The sequence below is a fragment of the Mesorhizobium amorphae genome (assembly GCF_014843845.1).
GTDB classification, from domain to species: domain Bacteria; phylum Pseudomonadota; class Alphaproteobacteria; order Rhizobiales; family Rhizobiaceae; genus Mesorhizobium; species Mesorhizobium amorphae_A.
This window is the reverse complement of record NZ_JHQS01000064.1, coordinates 25,062-38,459: the sequence shown is the minus strand read 5'-3', so window position 1 is coordinate 38,459 and position 13,398 is coordinate 25,062. Positions and strand designations below refer to the sequence as shown.

Sequence of the window (13,398 nt, the reverse complement as noted above, 5' to 3'; positions counted from 1 at the left end):
ACACATGAGCCCCGCCGGTCCCCTCCGGCGGGGTTTTTGTTTCCCTCGACAACCGCCCTTGCAAACCGTGGCGGCCTGCCCGAAATACGACAGTGCCAAAAAGACCGGAACCAAATATGAAACGTCTCGAACTCGCCATCGAATCGATCATTCTCGCCACGCGCTGGCTGCTGGTCGTGTTTTATATCGGGCTAGGTCTGGCACTTGCCATCTATGCCTTGTCCTTCGGCAAGAAACTCTACGAGTTCGTCACCGTGGCGTTCACGCTTGGCGACACCGACACCATCCTCAAGATGCTCGGCCTGATCGACGCGGCACTGGTCGCCTCGCTGGTGGTGATGGTGATCATCTCGGGCTACGAGAACTTCGTCAGCCGTTTCGATGAAAATGACGGCGAGGTGCACTGGCTGGGCACGATCGATGTCGGCTCGCTGAAGGTCAAGGTCGCCTCGACCATCGTCGCCATCTCGTCCATCCACCTGCTGCAGGTCTTCCTGAACTCGGTTTCCTATACGACCGATCAGTTGATGTGGCTGACCATCATCCACCTCGCCTTCGTGCTGTCGGCCTTCATGCTGGCCTACATCGACCGGCTGATGGGCTTGGGCAAAGGCAAGAAGGCCGAGGAATAAGGGCGCGCAGCGCCCGTCAGTAGATGCTTTTGATGTTGGTATCGGTCCGGGCGAACACCTCGTCCGGCACAAAAAAGTCGCCGGCGAGCGGTCCCGTCGCCCCGGGCGAATAGACGGAAAAATCGCTGACGCCCTCGGCGCGCAGCACTTCCTCGTCGATGTAGAAATTGCCGGTCGCCTCGCGTGACGGCCGCATGAAGATCGCATGCGCGGCATCGGCCATGATATCGGGCGAACGGCTCATCGCCACCACCGTGGCGCCACCCAGCAGATTGCGCACTGCCGCCGTGTCGATGGTCGAGATCGGCCACAGCGAGTTGACGCCGATGCCGTCCCTGGCGAACTCGGCACTCATCCCCAGCGTGCACATCGACATGCCGAACTTGGCCATCGTGTAGGCAACGTGGCTCTTGAACCATTTGGCCTTCATGTCGAGCGGCGGCGCCAGATTCAGGATATGAGGATTTTTGGCCAACTTCAGGTGCGGAATGCACATTTTGGACACCAGGAACGTGCCGCGCGTGTTGATCTGGTGCATCAGATCGTAGCGCTTTATGTCGGTCTCCAGCGTGCCGGTGAGCTGGATGGCGCTGGCATTGTTGACGCAGATGTCGATGCCGCCGAACTTTTCGACGGTCTTGGCGACAGCGTCGGCGACTTGCGCCTCCTCCCGAATGTCGCACAAGACGGGTAGCGCTTGGCCGCCAGCCTGCTCGATCTCTTCGGCAGCCGTATAGATCGTACCCGGCAGCTTCGGATGCGGCTCGGCGGTCTTGGCGGCGATCGTCACATTGGCGCCGTCGCGCGCTGCGCGCAGCGCAATCGCAAGGCCAATGCCGCGCGACCCGCCGGAGATGAACAGCGTCTTTCCCTTGAGCGACATTTTTTCCGCCTCCCTTGCAGCACGACAGGTGCGAACCTTTGCGCGGCGGGCAACCGCAGCGCAAGGCCCAACATGCCGGACAAGGGTTACGCTGCGTAGGGTCGAGAAACTGGTGAAGCCGGACCAGGGTCTGTTGAGATTCAGGCCGAGCCGAGAATGGTGAGTTCCGAGAACCGGAGCGGAGCATACTTGAGGTACGTGAGCACCGGAAGCGCAGAAACTCGCCGTTCGCAGGCCGGCATCAGCAGACCCTAAACCAGCACCAGGCCCTGCCGCATGGCAATGGCGATGGCATCGGTGCGGTTGGCGGCGCCTAGCTTGATCAGGATCGCGGCGACGTGGAACTTCGCCGTGTGCACGGAAATGTTCAGCCGCCTGGCGATCACCTTGTTGGGCGCGCCTTCTGCCAGCAGCGCCAGCACTTCGCTCTCGCGCGGCGACAGCGCCGGCCGGCCGACTTTGTCATCCGCCGGTTCCTCGTCGAACAGATCGCCGTCATGGAAAGCGAAATCGTCATGCCGGTCGGGCAAGGCACGGCCTCCACCCGAAATCCGGTATCCCGCCGCCGCCAGCCGCACGGCAGCGGCAATCAGCAGGTCGTCGGCCGTCGCCGGCAGCACGGCAAGCAAATTGTCGGCCTCCCGCTCCTGGGTGGCTCGACGGGACAGCAGCACCCGAGGTGTCGCGAGGTCGATGCCGCCCCCCAGACCGCTCTCGTCGACGATAGCCACATCCGCCGTCAGACTGGAGTTGCTCCCGGCCATGACCGGCAGCAGATCATCGGACGCGGCGAGAGCGGTCGACAGCCGTTCGGCGTGCGCGGCATCGCCGAGCGCGATCAGCACCGTCAAGCGGTGGCCCGCTAGGTCGCGTCTCGCGATGCTGTGGCTTGCGCTGTCCGCCATCGATCCTCTCAGCTCAGCGGCTTCTCGCCGATGGTCACCGCGACATCACGCTGTTCACCGCCACGCACCACGCCGAGCGTCACCGAGGCACCGGCGCTGTCCGGCCCGAGCTTGCGGATCAGGTCGCGCGGCCCATGCACGGCCTCTCCGTTCCAGGAGACGACGATGTCGCCGACATAGAGGCCGGCGGCCTTGGCCGGACCGCTATCGTCGAGGCTCATCACCATCGCGCCATGCGCGTCGCCATTGCGGATCGGATGCAGGCCGGCGCCGAGATAGCCGCGCGCGACATGGCCCTTTTCGCGCAACGTCGACACCGCCCGCTCGATCGTCTCATAGGGCATGACCAATGCCCGCCGGCGGGGTCCGAACAAAAGCATGCCGATCAGCCCGCCCGTGGCGTCGAGCACCGGGCCGCCCTCGAAACGGCCGCCGGCATTGACGGCGAGGTTGATGCGCCGGTCGATCGTGCCGCCGCGCATCGAGCGCCAGGCCGGGCCGACCTCGCCGACCGTCCCGAACACAGCAAGTGCGGCACCTTCGCTGTTGCCGACGGTGATGGCCAGATTGCCCGGCCGCACGGCATCCGCCTTGGCCAGCGGCGCGGCATTGACCGCTTCGGCAGGTTTCAGCAGCGCAACGCCGGTCGAAGGATCGCGCCCGACCAGTTCCGCCTTCACCCTCTCGCCGGAAGCCAGCTTCAGCTCGATCTCCTCACCTGCCTCCACGACCTCCTCGGCGGTGACGAAATAGCCGTCGCGCCAGTGGAAGGCACTGGCCGTGCGACCGTGATGCGTGGCGAGGCTCGCCATGGCCGGCGCTGCGGTTGCCGCGACATCGGCGATGGCATCGGAAAACGCGCTCAGATTGAAATCGCTCATGATTGGTCTCCTGGGTTTCTCATGTCCCAGATATCGCTGCCTTGCGCGAGGGTTGGTACTCGCCTGACGGCTAGTTGCCGGTGTGACTGGCCATCTGGTCAGGTCGCGGCCGAACAGGCCGCTCCGCACATATAGTCATCCTGATGCCTGATGACACGGAGCCCCGAAATGGCCCTGCCCGCCCAGAAACTGCGATCCGACGACACGCTTCTCGATGCCTATTCGACGACCGTCGCCGACGCCGTCGACCGCATCGGCCCGGCCGTCTGTCGCATCGAGCGCATCGGCGGTCAGGGCGGCCATGGCTCCGGCTTCGTCATTGCCCAGGACGGGCTGGTCGTCACCAACTTCCACGTCGTCGGCGACGCGAAGACGGTGCGCGTGTCGATGCCGGACGGCGCCTCGCGCGAAGGCCGTGTGCTCGGCCGCGACCCCGACACCGACATCGCGCTGGTGCGCGCCGACGGCAGCTTTGCCGATGTCGCGCCACTGGGCGATTCCAAGCGTCTGCGACGCGGCCAGATTGCGATCGCCATCGGCAATCCGCTCGGCTTCGAATGGACCGTCACCTCCGGTGTCGTCTCGGCGCTCGGCCGCTCGATGCGCGCCTCCACCGGCCGGCTGATCGACGACGTCATCCAGACCGACGCAGCACTCAACCCCGGCAATTCGGGCGGGCCGCTGGTGTCTTCGGCCGGCGAAGTGATCGGCGTCAACACCGCCATGATCCACGGCGCGCAAGGCATCGCCTTCGCGGTTGCCTCCAACACCGCCAATTTCGTCATTTCGGAGATCATCCGCTTCGGCCGCGTACGCCGCGCTTTCATCGGTGTCTCTGCCGACACGACAAACCTGCCGCGCCGCGCCGCTCTTCTGTCGCAGGTGTCGAGCAATACGGCCGTGCGCCTGCGCAGCGTCGAGAAGAACGGCCCGGCGGCGAAGGCAGGCCTGAAGGAAGGCGACATCATCGCCGCCATCGACGGCCGTCCGATCATCGGTGTCGACGATCTCGTGCGTATGCTCGACGCCGAGCGCATCGGCCGCGAAACGCTGTGCACGGTGGTGCGTCGGACCGGCATCAGCCAGGTCGCGGTGACTCCGGTGGCAAGGGCCAGCTGACGCCTATCGCTGCTTGAGCATCCGCCCGATCAGCGACACCAGCAACCGCGCCAGATCGCCGCTCGGGTCGAGATCGGGATCGTAGATCGTCATGTCCATGCCGATGCAGCGCTGGTCCGCTGCCAGCGCCGACAGGATGGCAACGAGTTCGTCGGGGTCGATGCCGGGGCTGCCGGGCGAATCCACTGCCGGCATCACCGTCTGGTCGAGCACATCGACATCGAGATGCAGCCAGTAAGAGCAATCGGCGCGCGCCAGCGTCGCCCTTGTCTTTTCCAACACTCCAGCCGCGCCCTGTTCCCGCGCAGCAAACACATCGATGCGCGTGATCTCGGTCGAGTTGATGTCGGGCCAGGCAAAATCGGCATCGCGGCTCTCACGTTCGCCGATCTGCACCACCGCCTCGTCGGCGACGAGCGGACCGACAACACCTGGCCATTCCGCCAGCAAGGCCTCGCCGCGTCCGGTGGCAAACGCCAGGTCCATGCCGGCGGCCGAGCCGAGTGAGGCATTGACATCGTAGTTGCCGGGATGGCGGAAATCGCTGTGGCCATCGACATGGACCAGTGCGACTGCGCCCGAGCGCCGCGCGGCCGCCAGCGTGCCAAGCAGGAGCGAACAATCGCCGCCGATGATCAGTGGGAACTCGCCTTGCCCAAGCGCACCGGCGACGATCTCGGCAAGGTCGAGATTGAAGCGACGGATCGCCGGACCGTTGCGCAGCCTTGTGCCCGGTTGCGGCTCGGTGCTGTAGGCGGGTCTATCGAGATCGACCACCCGCCCCGGCGCCAGCACCTCGATGAGCCCGGCTTCGCTCAACGCCTGCGGCGCACGCCAGGTGCCGGGCACATGGCCCGGCTGCAAGGGCCGGAGGCCGAGATTGGAAGGCGCACGAATAAGGCAGATATCACGCATGCGGCAGGACCAGTCTTCGATACGATCCAGCATAGACCGCATGGTGTGGCTCCGGCCACAGCGGCCGGAGCCGCTGCCGACATTTCCTGCCATCGTTCAGGCGCCCACCGCGCCCTCCGCGAATTGCGCCTGGAACTCGGGGCTGAGCGGGATCGGCTTGATCACATCGATCAGCACGCCGTTGGGGTCCTTGGTGATGAAATGGCGCTGGCCGAAGGGTTCGTCGCGCAGGCTGCACAGGATCGGCAGGCCGGCGGCAAGGAGCCGTTCATAGACCGCGTCCGGATCCCTGACCTCGAAATTGATCAGCAGGCCCGACGTCCGCCCTCGCCCTTCCTCGGGTATCGTCTCGTGGTCGCCCTGGACGATACCGAGATTGACGCGGCGATCCTCGGTCGACTGCAGATGCACATACCAATCGCTTTCGAACAGCGGTTTGAAGCGGAAGTGCTCGACATAGAAGGCTTTCGTTCCAGCCACGTCGCCCGTCATCAGCACCGGGTAATAGCTCGTTGTCTTCATCTTTCCTTCTCCCATCAGATAACATACAGTCTGCATGTAAATTGCAATAACATACAGGCTGCATGTATGCAACGAGAAATCGCGCGCCGCTCCAACCGTGATCGAACCGAAGCGACGCGCGCCGACCTGATCGCAGCGGCGCGAAAACTGTTCATTGAAAAACCCTATGCCGAGACCGGAACACCCGAGATCGTCGCGGCCGCCGGCGTCACGCGCGGCGCGCTCTACCATCACTTTGCCGACAAGCAAGCGCTGTTTGCCGCCGTCGTCGAACAGGAGGCGGAGGCCGTCGCAGCGGAGGTCGATCGCGCCTCGCCGCCGTCGCTGTTTGCCCGCGATGCGCTGATTGCCGGCTCGGACGCCTATCTCGCCGCCATGCGCGCCCCTGGCCGCACCCGGCTGCTGCTGCTCGACGGGCCGGCCGTGCTCGGCCGCGCCGGCATGGACGAGATCGACAACCGGCACGGCAATCGCTCGCTGCGCGAGGGCCTCGTGGCGGCGATGCGCGACCAGGCGGTGACAAGATTACCGGTGGATGCACTGACCGCGCTGCTTGCCGCCGCCTTCGACCGTGCAGCCCTTGCCATCGAGGCAGGAGGCTCGATCGAAGACCATCGGGCCGTCCTCGTCGCACTTATCGATGGGCTGTCTCCGGCGGCTCCTCGTCGCGCATGACCCCCGAGGTTCGGAAAGGATCATGCGCAAAATCAAAGTGCTACAGCGTCCTTTGCGCGTCCTCAGTGACGCGCGGCGCTGTAAGCACCTGGCCCGGCTCGAACTCGTTGAAGCAGCCGAGCTGGCGCTTGAACTGGTCGATCAGCCAGGCAGCCACCGGCTTCGGGCTGCGGTCGCTGCGATGCATGGCAAACAGCGGCGAGCGCACCTCGCTGAACGGCTCCAGATCGATTTCCACCAACCGGCCGCTCGCCAGATCGTCGGCGATCAGCCAGCGCGGCAGCCCGCCCCAGCCCAGCCCCTCGCGCATCAGCATATGCTTGGTGCGCAGGTCCGTCAGCCGCCAGGTGCGGTAGGCGAAGACGCCAAAGTCGCGCCCCTTGGTGCGCTCCGACTGGTCGGTGACGACGAGCTGGATGTGTTCGCGCACATCCTCGATGGCCACAGGCTTCGGCAGCAGCGCCAGCGGGTGGCTGGGCGCGGCAGCCAGCACGATCGACATGAAGCCGATGCGCACAAGGTGGACGTCGACCTCGCCCAGCAGGCCGCCAACACCGAGATCGGCCTGCCCGCTGACGACATGATCGGGGATCAGGCCAAGCGTGCCGATATGCAGGCGCAGCATCACGGTCGGAAACTGCGCCTCGAACGCCTTCAGCACCCGCACCAGAACCGGTGAGGGCAGCGCCGCATCGACCGACAGCGCCACTTCGGCCTCCAGCCCCTGATGGTGTCCGTCGACGCGCGAGCGGATGCGCTGCAGCACACCGGTCATGCGCCGCGCATCCTCCAGCATCGCCCGGCCGATTTCGGTCAGTTGCGGCTCGCGCGTGCCCTCGCGCTCGAACAGTTTCAGGCCGAGCTGCGCCTCGAGATTGGCGATGCCGTAGCTGATGACGGACTGCGCCCGGTTGAGCTTGCGGCCGGCGGCCGAGAAACTGCCGGTTTCGGCGACCGTCACAAAAATCTGAAGCTGGTCGAGTGTCGGATTGGGCTGCATCGCCATATCCAATTTATAGATGGATCATATATAAAATATACCAGTTTTTCGAATGGGTCGATAGTCCCATATCTGGCGGGACAATTCATTCCAACTCTGGAGAGCCCCATGTCCATCCTTCTTGTCACCTCGAGCCCGCGCGGCGCCGCCTCGCACTCGACCCGCATCGCCACCGAATTCGCCGAAAAACTCGTCGCCGCCGATCCTTCGAACACGCTGGTCGTGCGCGACCTCGTCGCCAACCCGCTGCCGCACATCGACGCCGACTACTCGACCGGCATCTATACGCCGGCTGAATCCCGCACCCCGCGCCAGGCGGAAGTCGTCGGCGTTTCCGACGCCGTGCTGGACGAACTGTTTGCCGCCGACACGGTGATCCTCGCCACCGGCTTCATCAACTTCAACATCTCCTCGACGCTGAAGTCCTGGGTCGATCACGTTGCCCGCTCCGGCAAGAGCTTTTCCTATGGCGAGAACGGCCCCAAGGGCCTCGTCACCGGCAAGAAGGTCTATATCGTGCTGGCCTCCGGCGGCATCTATTCCGAAGGTGCGGCCGTGCAGTTCGATCACGCCATCCCTTATCTGCGCAGCGTGCTCGGCTTCATCGGCATGACCGATGTCGACGTCATCCGCATCGAAGGCGTCGCCATGGGCGCCGATGCTGTGACCGCGGCTCTGGCAAAGGCGACCGCCAAGGTCGACGCCGTGGTGGCGGCGGCCGCAGGTGAGCGTGTCGCGGCGTAACGCGCACGCCATCCTTGGTCGAAAACAAAGGGCAGGCGCCAGCACGGCGCCTGCCTTTTTGTGTTCCGAAACAGGACCTGCAATCAGCAGGTCTTACCCGAACATCCTCTCGCCCTGCTCATCGACCAGCTGGATGCCTTTCTTGATCGAGATGTCGATGGCGTCGTCGAGCCCGGCGAAGCGGTCGGCGCGGATGAATTTGTGTTCCTTCAACACGCCGTCGACTTCCTTCGAAACCACGCCGCAGGTCTGGTACTGGCCCTCGGCCTTGTAGGGCGTGGCGCTGATCAGGAAGCCCTTGTGCTCGACCTGCTTTGCCGGCGCGGCGCTCTTTGGCTCGCCTGCATCACCGCCGCCACCGCCGAAAAGTCGTTTCAGAAAAGACATGGTTCAAATCTCCACTTTCGCCCCGGCGCCAAGGCATCGCCGGCGCCGACCGTCACGATTCACGACGGTGCTGTCTCAGCATGATCGAATGTCCCGCCGCGTTCCAGCCCCTTGATGAAGACGGCGACCAGCAGCTCGACCTGCTCCCAGGTTTCATCGGCCTGCCGTCCTGCGGAATTGGCTGCATAGCCGCTGGTCACGATGCCATGCACGCTTGACCACAAGGTTCGGGCGGCGATCCGCAGCCGGCTTTCGTCGAGGCCGAAGCGGCCATCGGCAAGCACCCTGGCGATGATCTGCAGCAAGGCGCTGAGCCGCGCCTCGTAGGCATCCGGCTCCGCATGCGGCAGCTGACGACGATTGAAGGCGAGCAAGGCCGGCCAACTCGCCGGATGCGCCGCGACGAACCCGGCATAGGCGCGCGCCAGCGCCAGCAGGCGTTGGCGCGTATCGGTCACGCCGGCTTCCTGCAGCTCGGCCATCGCCGAGGCACCGGCGTCGCCCAGCCGACCGAGCAGCCGCATGTTCACCGCGCGGTGTAGATCGTCGATGTCGCGGAACAGATTGTAGATGGAGCCGACGGCGATCCCGGCCTGCGTGGCGATGGTCCTGGCCTTCAGGTTCTCCGCCCCGCCCGCCTCGATCAGATCTTCGGCGATGGCGATGACACGCTCGCTCATCTCTTCCTTGTCCAGTGCCAAACCTGCTCTCCGTAAATCCTGTCAACCCGTGCCCAAGGCGGCAAGGCTGCCGTGTTTACCATGATCCAGCGTTGATGAACAGCGTTCAAAATTCTTCTTGAACACTGTTCATTTTCTGCTACAGTGCATTTGTGAACAACGTTCATAACCGGAGGAACAAACAAATGCTCAGTCTTATCAGGACATTGCTGGACGGCGCCAGCGCCAAGGCCGAGGACCGGCTGAAGGACCAGTTCGCTGTCGATCTTCTCGCCCAGCGCATCCGCGATGCCGAAGCCGGCCTCGCTTCCGCCAAGCAGACACTCGCCTCGCTGATCGTGCGTCAGCGGGCCGAACAGGCCAGCCTCGACCAACTCGACCGCCGCATCGCCGATCTGGAGGAGCGCACCCGCAGCGCCCTTGCCGCCGCCAACGAGCCCCTCGCCCGCGATGGCGCCGGCGCCATCGCCGAACTGGAGAACGAACGCGAGGTCCGCCGTGCCACCGTGCGCAGCCTGGTGGAAAAGACCTTGCGTATGCGCATGTCGCTGGAACAGGCGCACCGGCGCATCGTCGACCTCAACCAGGGCATGATCTCGGCTCGCGCCATAGACGCCGAACAGAAGGCGCAGCGTCGGCTGAACCGGTCCATCGGCCGGACGGCGAGCCTCAACGAGGCCGAGGCGCTGCTGGCCCGCATCAGGGAGCGCAGCGATCCGTTCGAAGAGGCAAGCATTCTGGACGAGATCGATGCAGGTCTCAGCCAGGAAGCCATTCGCGGCAGGCTGGAGGACGCCGGCCACGGCTCCTCGACCAAGGTGCGGGCACAAGATGTGCTCGACCGTCTGAAATCCACCCACTGATCCACCAAAGCCGATTCCTCACCAATCCCGATTCTTCACCAACCAAACGGAGATAGACTATGAACGCCAATCAGACCTACATCATGTTCAACAGCATCTCGGTCGGCGCCGCCTACTTCATGCTCGGCCTGTCGCTGTGGCTGGCCCCGGTCGACCTGTCGACCAAAGGCTACTGGGGCATGGGCATCCTGCTCCTCACTGGCAGCCTGGTGAACCTGGTCAAGTACCGCACCGACGAGCGCCTTTCGGCCGAAATGACCGCCAAGATCGAAAAGGCGCGCAATGAAAAGCTGATCAGCGAATATGTCGGCAAGGAATGATGCCTGCCGCACATTCCTGAACTCACCAGACCAAATGAAAAAGCCCGGATCTCTCCGGGCTTTTTTCGCTTGCGGCGATGGAGAAGCTAACGCCTTCAGCGGCGCGACAGCGCCTCGAGAGCTTCGGCGGCATCTTGCAGGATGCTCATCGCCTGGGCCTGCGTGTCTTCAGGCGCATCGACGATGTCGCTGAGCGCGGCGCGCATGCGGTGGCGTACGGCGCGGAACGCGTCGCGCTTTTCGTGGCGGCCTCGGCGGCCGCCCTCCTCGCCGTCGTCGTTCCAGCCGAACCAGTCGCGCGCCTTGGCCATCTTGCGACCGAAGCGCTCGAGATGGTCGAGCACATGGTCGATCATCTCGCGGTTTTCCTCGAGATGCGCCTGACCCGCCTCGGTGATCGAAAACACCTTCTTGTTGCCTTCCGCCGAGGAGGTGGCATAGCCGGCCTCTTCCAGGAAGGTCAGCGTCGGATAGACCACGCCCGGGCTCGGGCTGTAGACGCCGCTGGTGCGCTCTTCCAGCGCCTTGATGATGTCGTAGCCGTGGCGCGGCGCCTCGGCCAGCAGCGACAGCGTGATCAGCTTGAGATCGCCGTCGGCCAGCATGCGCCCGGCGCGGAACATGTCGCCCGGTCCGCCGCGGCCGCCGCCACGACCACCGTGGCCGAATGGGCCGAAGCCGCCGCCACGACCGCCGCCGAACTTGCCGGCCATGTGCATGAAAGCGCGCAACGGATGCTCGCCAAATTGATGATGTCTGTGCATAATTTACTCCATGAGTTATGTCTTACGATATATCTTAATTAAGTGCGCGCCTCCGCCGAGTCAAGATATATCTTACGATGTATCTGAAAACGTCGCCAGCCGGATTGATTTCGCCGGGAGCGGCGGCTAGAAGGCGGACGAGGGTCGACGACCGCTCCGTAAGCGTCTGACGTCAAGCAACGCATCCATCCCCGGTCTTTCCGGGCAGTTGCGCCGAAAAGCGGCGAACGGATGCCGATGCGACAGACCGGACACTTCAAGGAAAATCCAGAAATGACCCTGAAAATCCCGCGCAGGAAGCTGCCTGCGCGCTACGCCGCTGTCGTCAGCCCGCTGATGCTGTCGCTGCTGATGACCTTCATCGTCTCGTTCATCTCGACGCTGAAGAGCCTTGGCGTCCACCCCGACCTGCCGGCCATCTGGCTGACCGCATGGGGCCTCTCCTGGCTGGTGGCGTTTCCGACGCTGCTCCTCGTGCTGCCGGTGGTGCGCCGCATCGTCGGCTGGCTGTGCGAGCCTGCGGCCCGATAGATGACAACGGCGAGGCCCGGAGGCAATCCGGGCCGTTCCTCCCACGCAGCCATCGCGAGCTTGCCGGCAACGCGCCGGTTACCAGCGGCCCTTGCGCCGGTTCCAGGCGTAGAGGAGGTCGGCGAAACGATCATAGGCCAAGCGCGTCAGCGGCAGGAGGACGGGATTGCCGAACAGCGTCGCCAGCCAGCCCTCGCCCGGCGTCGCCTTCCAGACGGCAATCGCGACATCGGCACCGACCAGCAATCTGCCGTCGGCGTCGGTAGCATGCAGCCGACGGCGGATATCTTCGAGCGACGCCCCATACCCGGAAAGCGCCGCCGGTTCGAGATTGATGTCGCGGAACTCGATCCGGCCTGATTTGACCGCCTCGATCAGCCGCCGTTTCTGCCTGGAAATGCCGGCATCGCAGACAGGGCAGCGTGTGTTGTACCAGACGGTCAGCATGGCCCCGGCATTCGGTTCGCAACGCAAGCGAAGGACCACGGACGAACGGGCGTCGTCAAGACGGCGCCCGTTTGGTTGCGCGCGAACGAAAATGCTCCGGACTTGTCGGTCCGAACCTTTTCCGCCATGGCGCCTATCCAAGCGAGGAGATGATCTCGCGATAGGCGAATTCCGGGAAGGCCTTCAGCGTCCGTGTCTTGACGTTGCCTCCGGTCGCCAGCATCAGCGCGAAACGAGCGAGCACCGCGTCATCGGGGGCTTCGACAATCGCCACCATGTCACATTCGCCCATGGTGAGATAAAACGCCTTGAACGATCCGCCCATGTCCCCCAAGAGCTTCTTGGCGGCGTCCAGCCGCTTCGGGGAGTCGCGCACATTCTTTGCGCCCTGCTCGGTCCAGTTGATAAGCACGATGTAAGTCGTCATGGCACACCTCCGTCCGGGCCACGGAGCACGGCGGCAGGTCGTGACCTCCGCCGGGGCGGGCATCCGGGTTATCGCCCAGAACATGCATCCGACATCGAAACTATCCTCCCGGCGGCCGTCACGGGCAAGAGCGGTGGAACCCTCGGCCCAATGAAAAAGGGCGCCGGAGGCGCCCTTAGTTAGTGAACAACATCTATTCCGGCCGCAAAAAGCCCGTCCGCCGTGCCGCGCCCGGTCAACACGACCCGAGTGCCCTGATGAAGTGTATTACGAAAGTCGTCCGAGATACCGCATAGAGTGCCGGTCATCATGGGCATGCCCGCCAGACTGACTCGATTCGGACAGCGGTAGGACCAACCCGCCGTTTCACTGACGGAAAATTCGAGTTGCGTATGCTTCCCCATCAGTGCCGCAAGCCAAAGCGGATATGCAGTCAGGACAGTTGCACGGATAAAAACTCCGAAAAAGAAAGGCAACACAACAACGCTAAAGCCAGAGAGGATGAGGGTCTTGACGGACACCTGCGGGGCATCGAAGTCCTTTGCAAACTTTCGGCAGCAAAGAACGAAAATTATGCAGCCAGCCGGTATGGCTATCCATTTCGCGATCATATCGTGGTCGCTCACATAAGCTTGCGACGGCACAAAAGAATGACCGAAAATCATTGCTCCAAAAAGAGCCCATAGGTGAATGGTAAGACCGG

At 63.9% G+C, this 13,398-nt stretch carries 19 protein-coding genes; 7 read left to right on the top strand and 12 right to left on the bottom strand.

Translation table 11 applies throughout. From position 1 onward, the window contains the following. Nucleotides 1–116: 116 nt before the first annotated feature. Nucleotides 117–632, top strand: a complete 516-nt coding sequence (locus DH08_RS29935) for a TIGR00645 family protein (RefSeq protein WP_192182864.1) — start codon at nt 117–119, stop codon at nt 630–632. Between the two features lie 16 nt (nt 633–648). Here the strand turns inward: DH08_RS29935 and DH08_RS29930 are convergent, their stop codons facing one another. The 3 genes from DH08_RS29930 to DH08_RS29920 form a co-directional block, all read right to left on the bottom strand. Beyond that, on the bottom strand, nt 649–1,515 hold the full coding sequence (locus tag DH08_RS29930; RefSeq protein WP_192182863.1) for an SDR family oxidoreductase: 867 nt from the start codon (nt 1,513–1,515) through the stop codon (nt 649–651). A 251-nt stretch (nt 1,516–1,766) separates the two neighbouring features. Then, nucleotides 1,767–2,420 carry a helix-turn-helix transcriptional regulator gene (locus DH08_RS29925; protein WP_192182862.1) on the bottom strand — a complete coding sequence of 218 codons (654 nt, stop codon included), beginning with the start codon at nt 2,418–2,420 and terminating at the stop codon, nt 1,767–1,769. An 8-nt stretch (nt 2,421–2,428) separates the two neighbouring features. Continuing rightward, nucleotides 2,429–3,301, bottom strand: coding sequence for a S1C family serine protease (locus DH08_RS29920; protein ID WP_192182861.1), 873 nt, complete (start codon nt 3,299–3,301; stop codon nt 2,429–2,431). Nucleotides 3,302–3,469: 168 nt separating this feature from the next. On the opposite strand from DH08_RS29920, the gene DH08_RS29915 reads away from it, so the two are divergent. Then, nucleotides 3,470–4,420: a S1C family serine protease gene (locus DH08_RS29915; protein WP_192182860.1), complete on the top strand. Its 951-nt coding sequence runs from the start codon at nt 3,470–3,472 to the stop codon at nt 4,418–4,420. Nucleotides 4,421–4,423: 3 nt separating this feature from the next. On the opposite strand, the gene DH08_RS29910 is transcribed toward DH08_RS29915, so the two are convergent. After that, on the bottom strand, nt 4,424–5,377 hold the full coding sequence (locus DH08_RS29910) for an arginase family protein (protein WP_246801050.1): 954 nt from the start codon (nt 5,375–5,377) through the stop codon (nt 4,424–4,426). 54 nt (nt 5,378–5,431) lie between these two features. Further along, nucleotides 5,432–5,857: a VOC family protein gene (locus DH08_RS29905; RefSeq protein ID WP_192182859.1), complete on the bottom strand. Its 426-nt coding sequence runs from the start codon at nt 5,855–5,857 to the stop codon at nt 5,432–5,434. Nucleotides 5,858–5,923: 66 nt separating this feature from the next. On the opposite strand from DH08_RS29905, the gene DH08_RS29900 reads away from it, so the two are divergent. Further along, entirely contained in the window at nt 5,924–6,532 is a 609-nt protein-coding gene (locus DH08_RS29900) for a TetR/AcrR family transcriptional regulator (protein ID WP_192182858.1), read from the top strand. A gap of 40 nt (nt 6,533–6,572) precedes the next feature. On the opposite strand, the gene DH08_RS29895 is transcribed toward DH08_RS29900, so the two are convergent. Beyond that, the gene (locus tag DH08_RS29895; RefSeq protein WP_192182857.1) at nt 6,573–7,532 is read right to left on the bottom strand and encodes a LysR family transcriptional regulator; all 960 of its coding nucleotides are present in this window, start codon (nt 7,530–7,532) and stop codon (nt 6,573–6,575) included. A 108-nt stretch (nt 7,533–7,640) separates the two neighbouring features. On the opposite strand from DH08_RS29895, the gene DH08_RS29890 reads away from it, so the two are divergent. Continuing rightward, nucleotides 7,641–8,276, top strand: coding sequence for an FMN-dependent NADH-azoreductase (locus DH08_RS29890; RefSeq protein ID WP_192182856.1), 636 nt, complete (start codon nt 7,641–7,643; stop codon nt 8,274–8,276). A 93-nt stretch (nt 8,277–8,369) separates the two neighbouring features. On the opposite strand, the gene DH08_RS29885 is transcribed toward DH08_RS29890, so the two are convergent. Then, nucleotides 8,370–8,663, bottom strand: a complete 294-nt coding sequence (locus DH08_RS29885) for an HlyU family transcriptional regulator (protein WP_192182855.1) — start codon at nt 8,661–8,663, stop codon at nt 8,370–8,372. A gap of 59 nt (nt 8,664–8,722) precedes the next feature. After that, nucleotides 8,723–9,364, bottom strand: coding sequence for a TetR/AcrR family transcriptional regulator (locus DH08_RS29880; RefSeq protein WP_192182854.1), 642 nt, complete (start codon nt 9,362–9,364; stop codon nt 8,723–8,725). 164 nt (nt 9,365–9,528) lie between these two features. Between DH08_RS29880 and DH08_RS29875 the strand changes: the two genes are divergently transcribed. After that, on the top strand, nt 9,529–10,206 hold the full coding sequence (locus DH08_RS29875; RefSeq protein ID WP_192182853.1) for a PspA/IM30 family protein: 678 nt from the start codon (nt 9,529–9,531) through the stop codon (nt 10,204–10,206). Nucleotides 10,207–10,265: 59 nt separating this feature from the next. Further along, on the top strand, nt 10,266–10,526 hold the full coding sequence (locus tag DH08_RS29870) for a YiaA/YiaB family inner membrane protein (RefSeq protein ID WP_006200022.1): 261 nt from the start codon (nt 10,266–10,268) through the stop codon (nt 10,524–10,526). Nucleotides 10,527–10,621: 95 nt separating this feature from the next. Here DH08_RS29870 and DH08_RS29865 read toward each other — a convergent pair whose 3' ends face one another. Then, nucleotides 10,622–11,290 carry a PadR family transcriptional regulator gene (locus DH08_RS29865; protein WP_192182852.1) on the bottom strand — a complete coding sequence of 223 codons (669 nt, stop codon included), beginning with the start codon at nt 11,288–11,290 and terminating at the stop codon, nt 10,622–10,624. 273 nt (nt 11,291–11,563) lie between these two features. On the opposite strand from DH08_RS29865, the gene DH08_RS29860 reads away from it, so the two are divergent. Next, on the top strand, nt 11,564–11,821 hold the full coding sequence (locus tag DH08_RS29860; protein ID WP_192182851.1) for a DUF2798 domain-containing protein: 258 nt from the start codon (nt 11,564–11,566) through the stop codon (nt 11,819–11,821). A 78-nt stretch (nt 11,822–11,899) separates the two neighbouring features. Here DH08_RS29860 and DH08_RS29855 read toward each other — a convergent pair whose 3' ends face one another. From DH08_RS29855 to DH08_RS29845, 3 genes are all read right to left on the bottom strand, one after another. Beyond that, nucleotides 11,900–12,268, bottom strand: coding sequence for a thiol-disulfide oxidoreductase DCC family protein (locus DH08_RS29855; RefSeq protein WP_192182850.1), 369 nt, complete (start codon nt 12,266–12,268; stop codon nt 11,900–11,902). A 133-nt stretch (nt 12,269–12,401) separates the two neighbouring features. After that, complete coding sequence (locus DH08_RS29850) at nt 12,402–12,695, bottom strand: GYD domain-containing protein (protein WP_192182849.1); 294 nt, start codon at nt 12,693–12,695, stop codon at nt 12,402–12,404. A gap of 179 nt (nt 12,696–12,874) precedes the next feature. After that, nucleotides 12,875–13,360, bottom strand: a complete 486-nt coding sequence (locus tag DH08_RS29845; protein ID WP_192182848.1) for a hypothetical protein — start codon at nt 13,358–13,360, stop codon at nt 12,875–12,877. Nucleotides 13,361–13,398: the final 38 nt, after the last annotated feature.

Bases quoted from the DNA above. Each gene is read 5' to 3' on its own strand.
- DH08_RS29935 (WP_192182864.1), top strand. From the start codon at position 117: ATGAAACGTCTCGAACTCGCCATCGAATCGATCATTCTCGCCACGCGC.
- DH08_RS29930 (WP_192182863.1), bottom strand. From the start codon at position 1,515: ATGTCGCTCAAGGGAAAGACGCTGTTCATCTCCGGCGGGTCGCGCGGC.
- DH08_RS29925 (WP_192182862.1), bottom strand. From the start codon at position 2,420: ATGGCGGACAGCGCAAGCCACAGCATCGCGAGACGCGACCTAGCGGGC.
- DH08_RS29920 (WP_192182861.1), bottom strand. From the start codon at position 3,301: ATGAGCGATTTCAATCTGAGCGCGTTTTCCGATGCCATCGCCGATGTC.
- DH08_RS29915 (WP_192182860.1), top strand. From the start codon at position 3,470: ATGGCCCTGCCCGCCCAGAAACTGCGATCCGACGACACGCTTCTCGAT.
- DH08_RS29910 (WP_246801050.1), bottom strand. From the start codon at position 5,377: ATGCGGTCTATGCTGGATCGTATCGAAGACTGGTCCTGCCGCATGCGT.
- DH08_RS29905 (WP_192182859.1), bottom strand. From the start codon at position 5,857: ATGAAGACAACGAGCTATTACCCGGTGCTGATGACGGGCGACGTGGCT.
- DH08_RS29900 (WP_192182858.1), top strand. From the start codon at position 5,924: ATGCAACGAGAAATCGCGCGCCGCTCCAACCGTGATCGAACCGAAGCG.
- DH08_RS29895 (WP_192182857.1), bottom strand. From the start codon at position 7,532: ATGCAGCCCAATCCGACACTCGACCAGCTTCAGATTTTTGTGACGGTC.
- DH08_RS29890 (WP_192182856.1), top strand. From the start codon at position 7,641: ATGTCCATCCTTCTTGTCACCTCGAGCCCGCGCGGCGCCGCCTCGCAC.
- DH08_RS29885 (WP_192182855.1), bottom strand. From the start codon at position 8,663: ATGTCTTTTCTGAAACGACTTTTCGGCGGTGGCGGCGGTGATGCAGGC.
- DH08_RS29875 (WP_192182853.1), top strand. From the start codon at position 9,529: ATGCTCAGTCTTATCAGGACATTGCTGGACGGCGCCAGCGCCAAGGCC.
- DH08_RS29870 (WP_006200022.1), top strand. From the start codon at position 10,266: ATGAACGCCAATCAGACCTACATCATGTTCAACAGCATCTCGGTCGGC.
- DH08_RS29865 (WP_192182852.1), bottom strand. From the start codon at position 11,290: ATGCACAGACATCATCAATTTGGCGAGCATCCGTTGCGCGCTTTCATG.
- DH08_RS29860 (WP_192182851.1), top strand. From the start codon at position 11,564: ATGACCCTGAAAATCCCGCGCAGGAAGCTGCCTGCGCGCTACGCCGCT.
- DH08_RS29855 (WP_192182850.1), bottom strand. From the start codon at position 12,268: ATGCTGACCGTCTGGTACAACACACGCTGCCCTGTCTGCGATGCCGGC.
- DH08_RS29850 (WP_192182849.1), bottom strand. From the start codon at position 12,695: ATGACGACTTACATCGTGCTTATCAACTGGACCGAGCAGGGCGCAAAG.
- DH08_RS29845 (WP_192182848.1), bottom strand. From the start codon at position 13,360: ATGATTTTCGGTCATTCTTTTGTGCCGTCGCAAGCTTATGTGAGCGAC.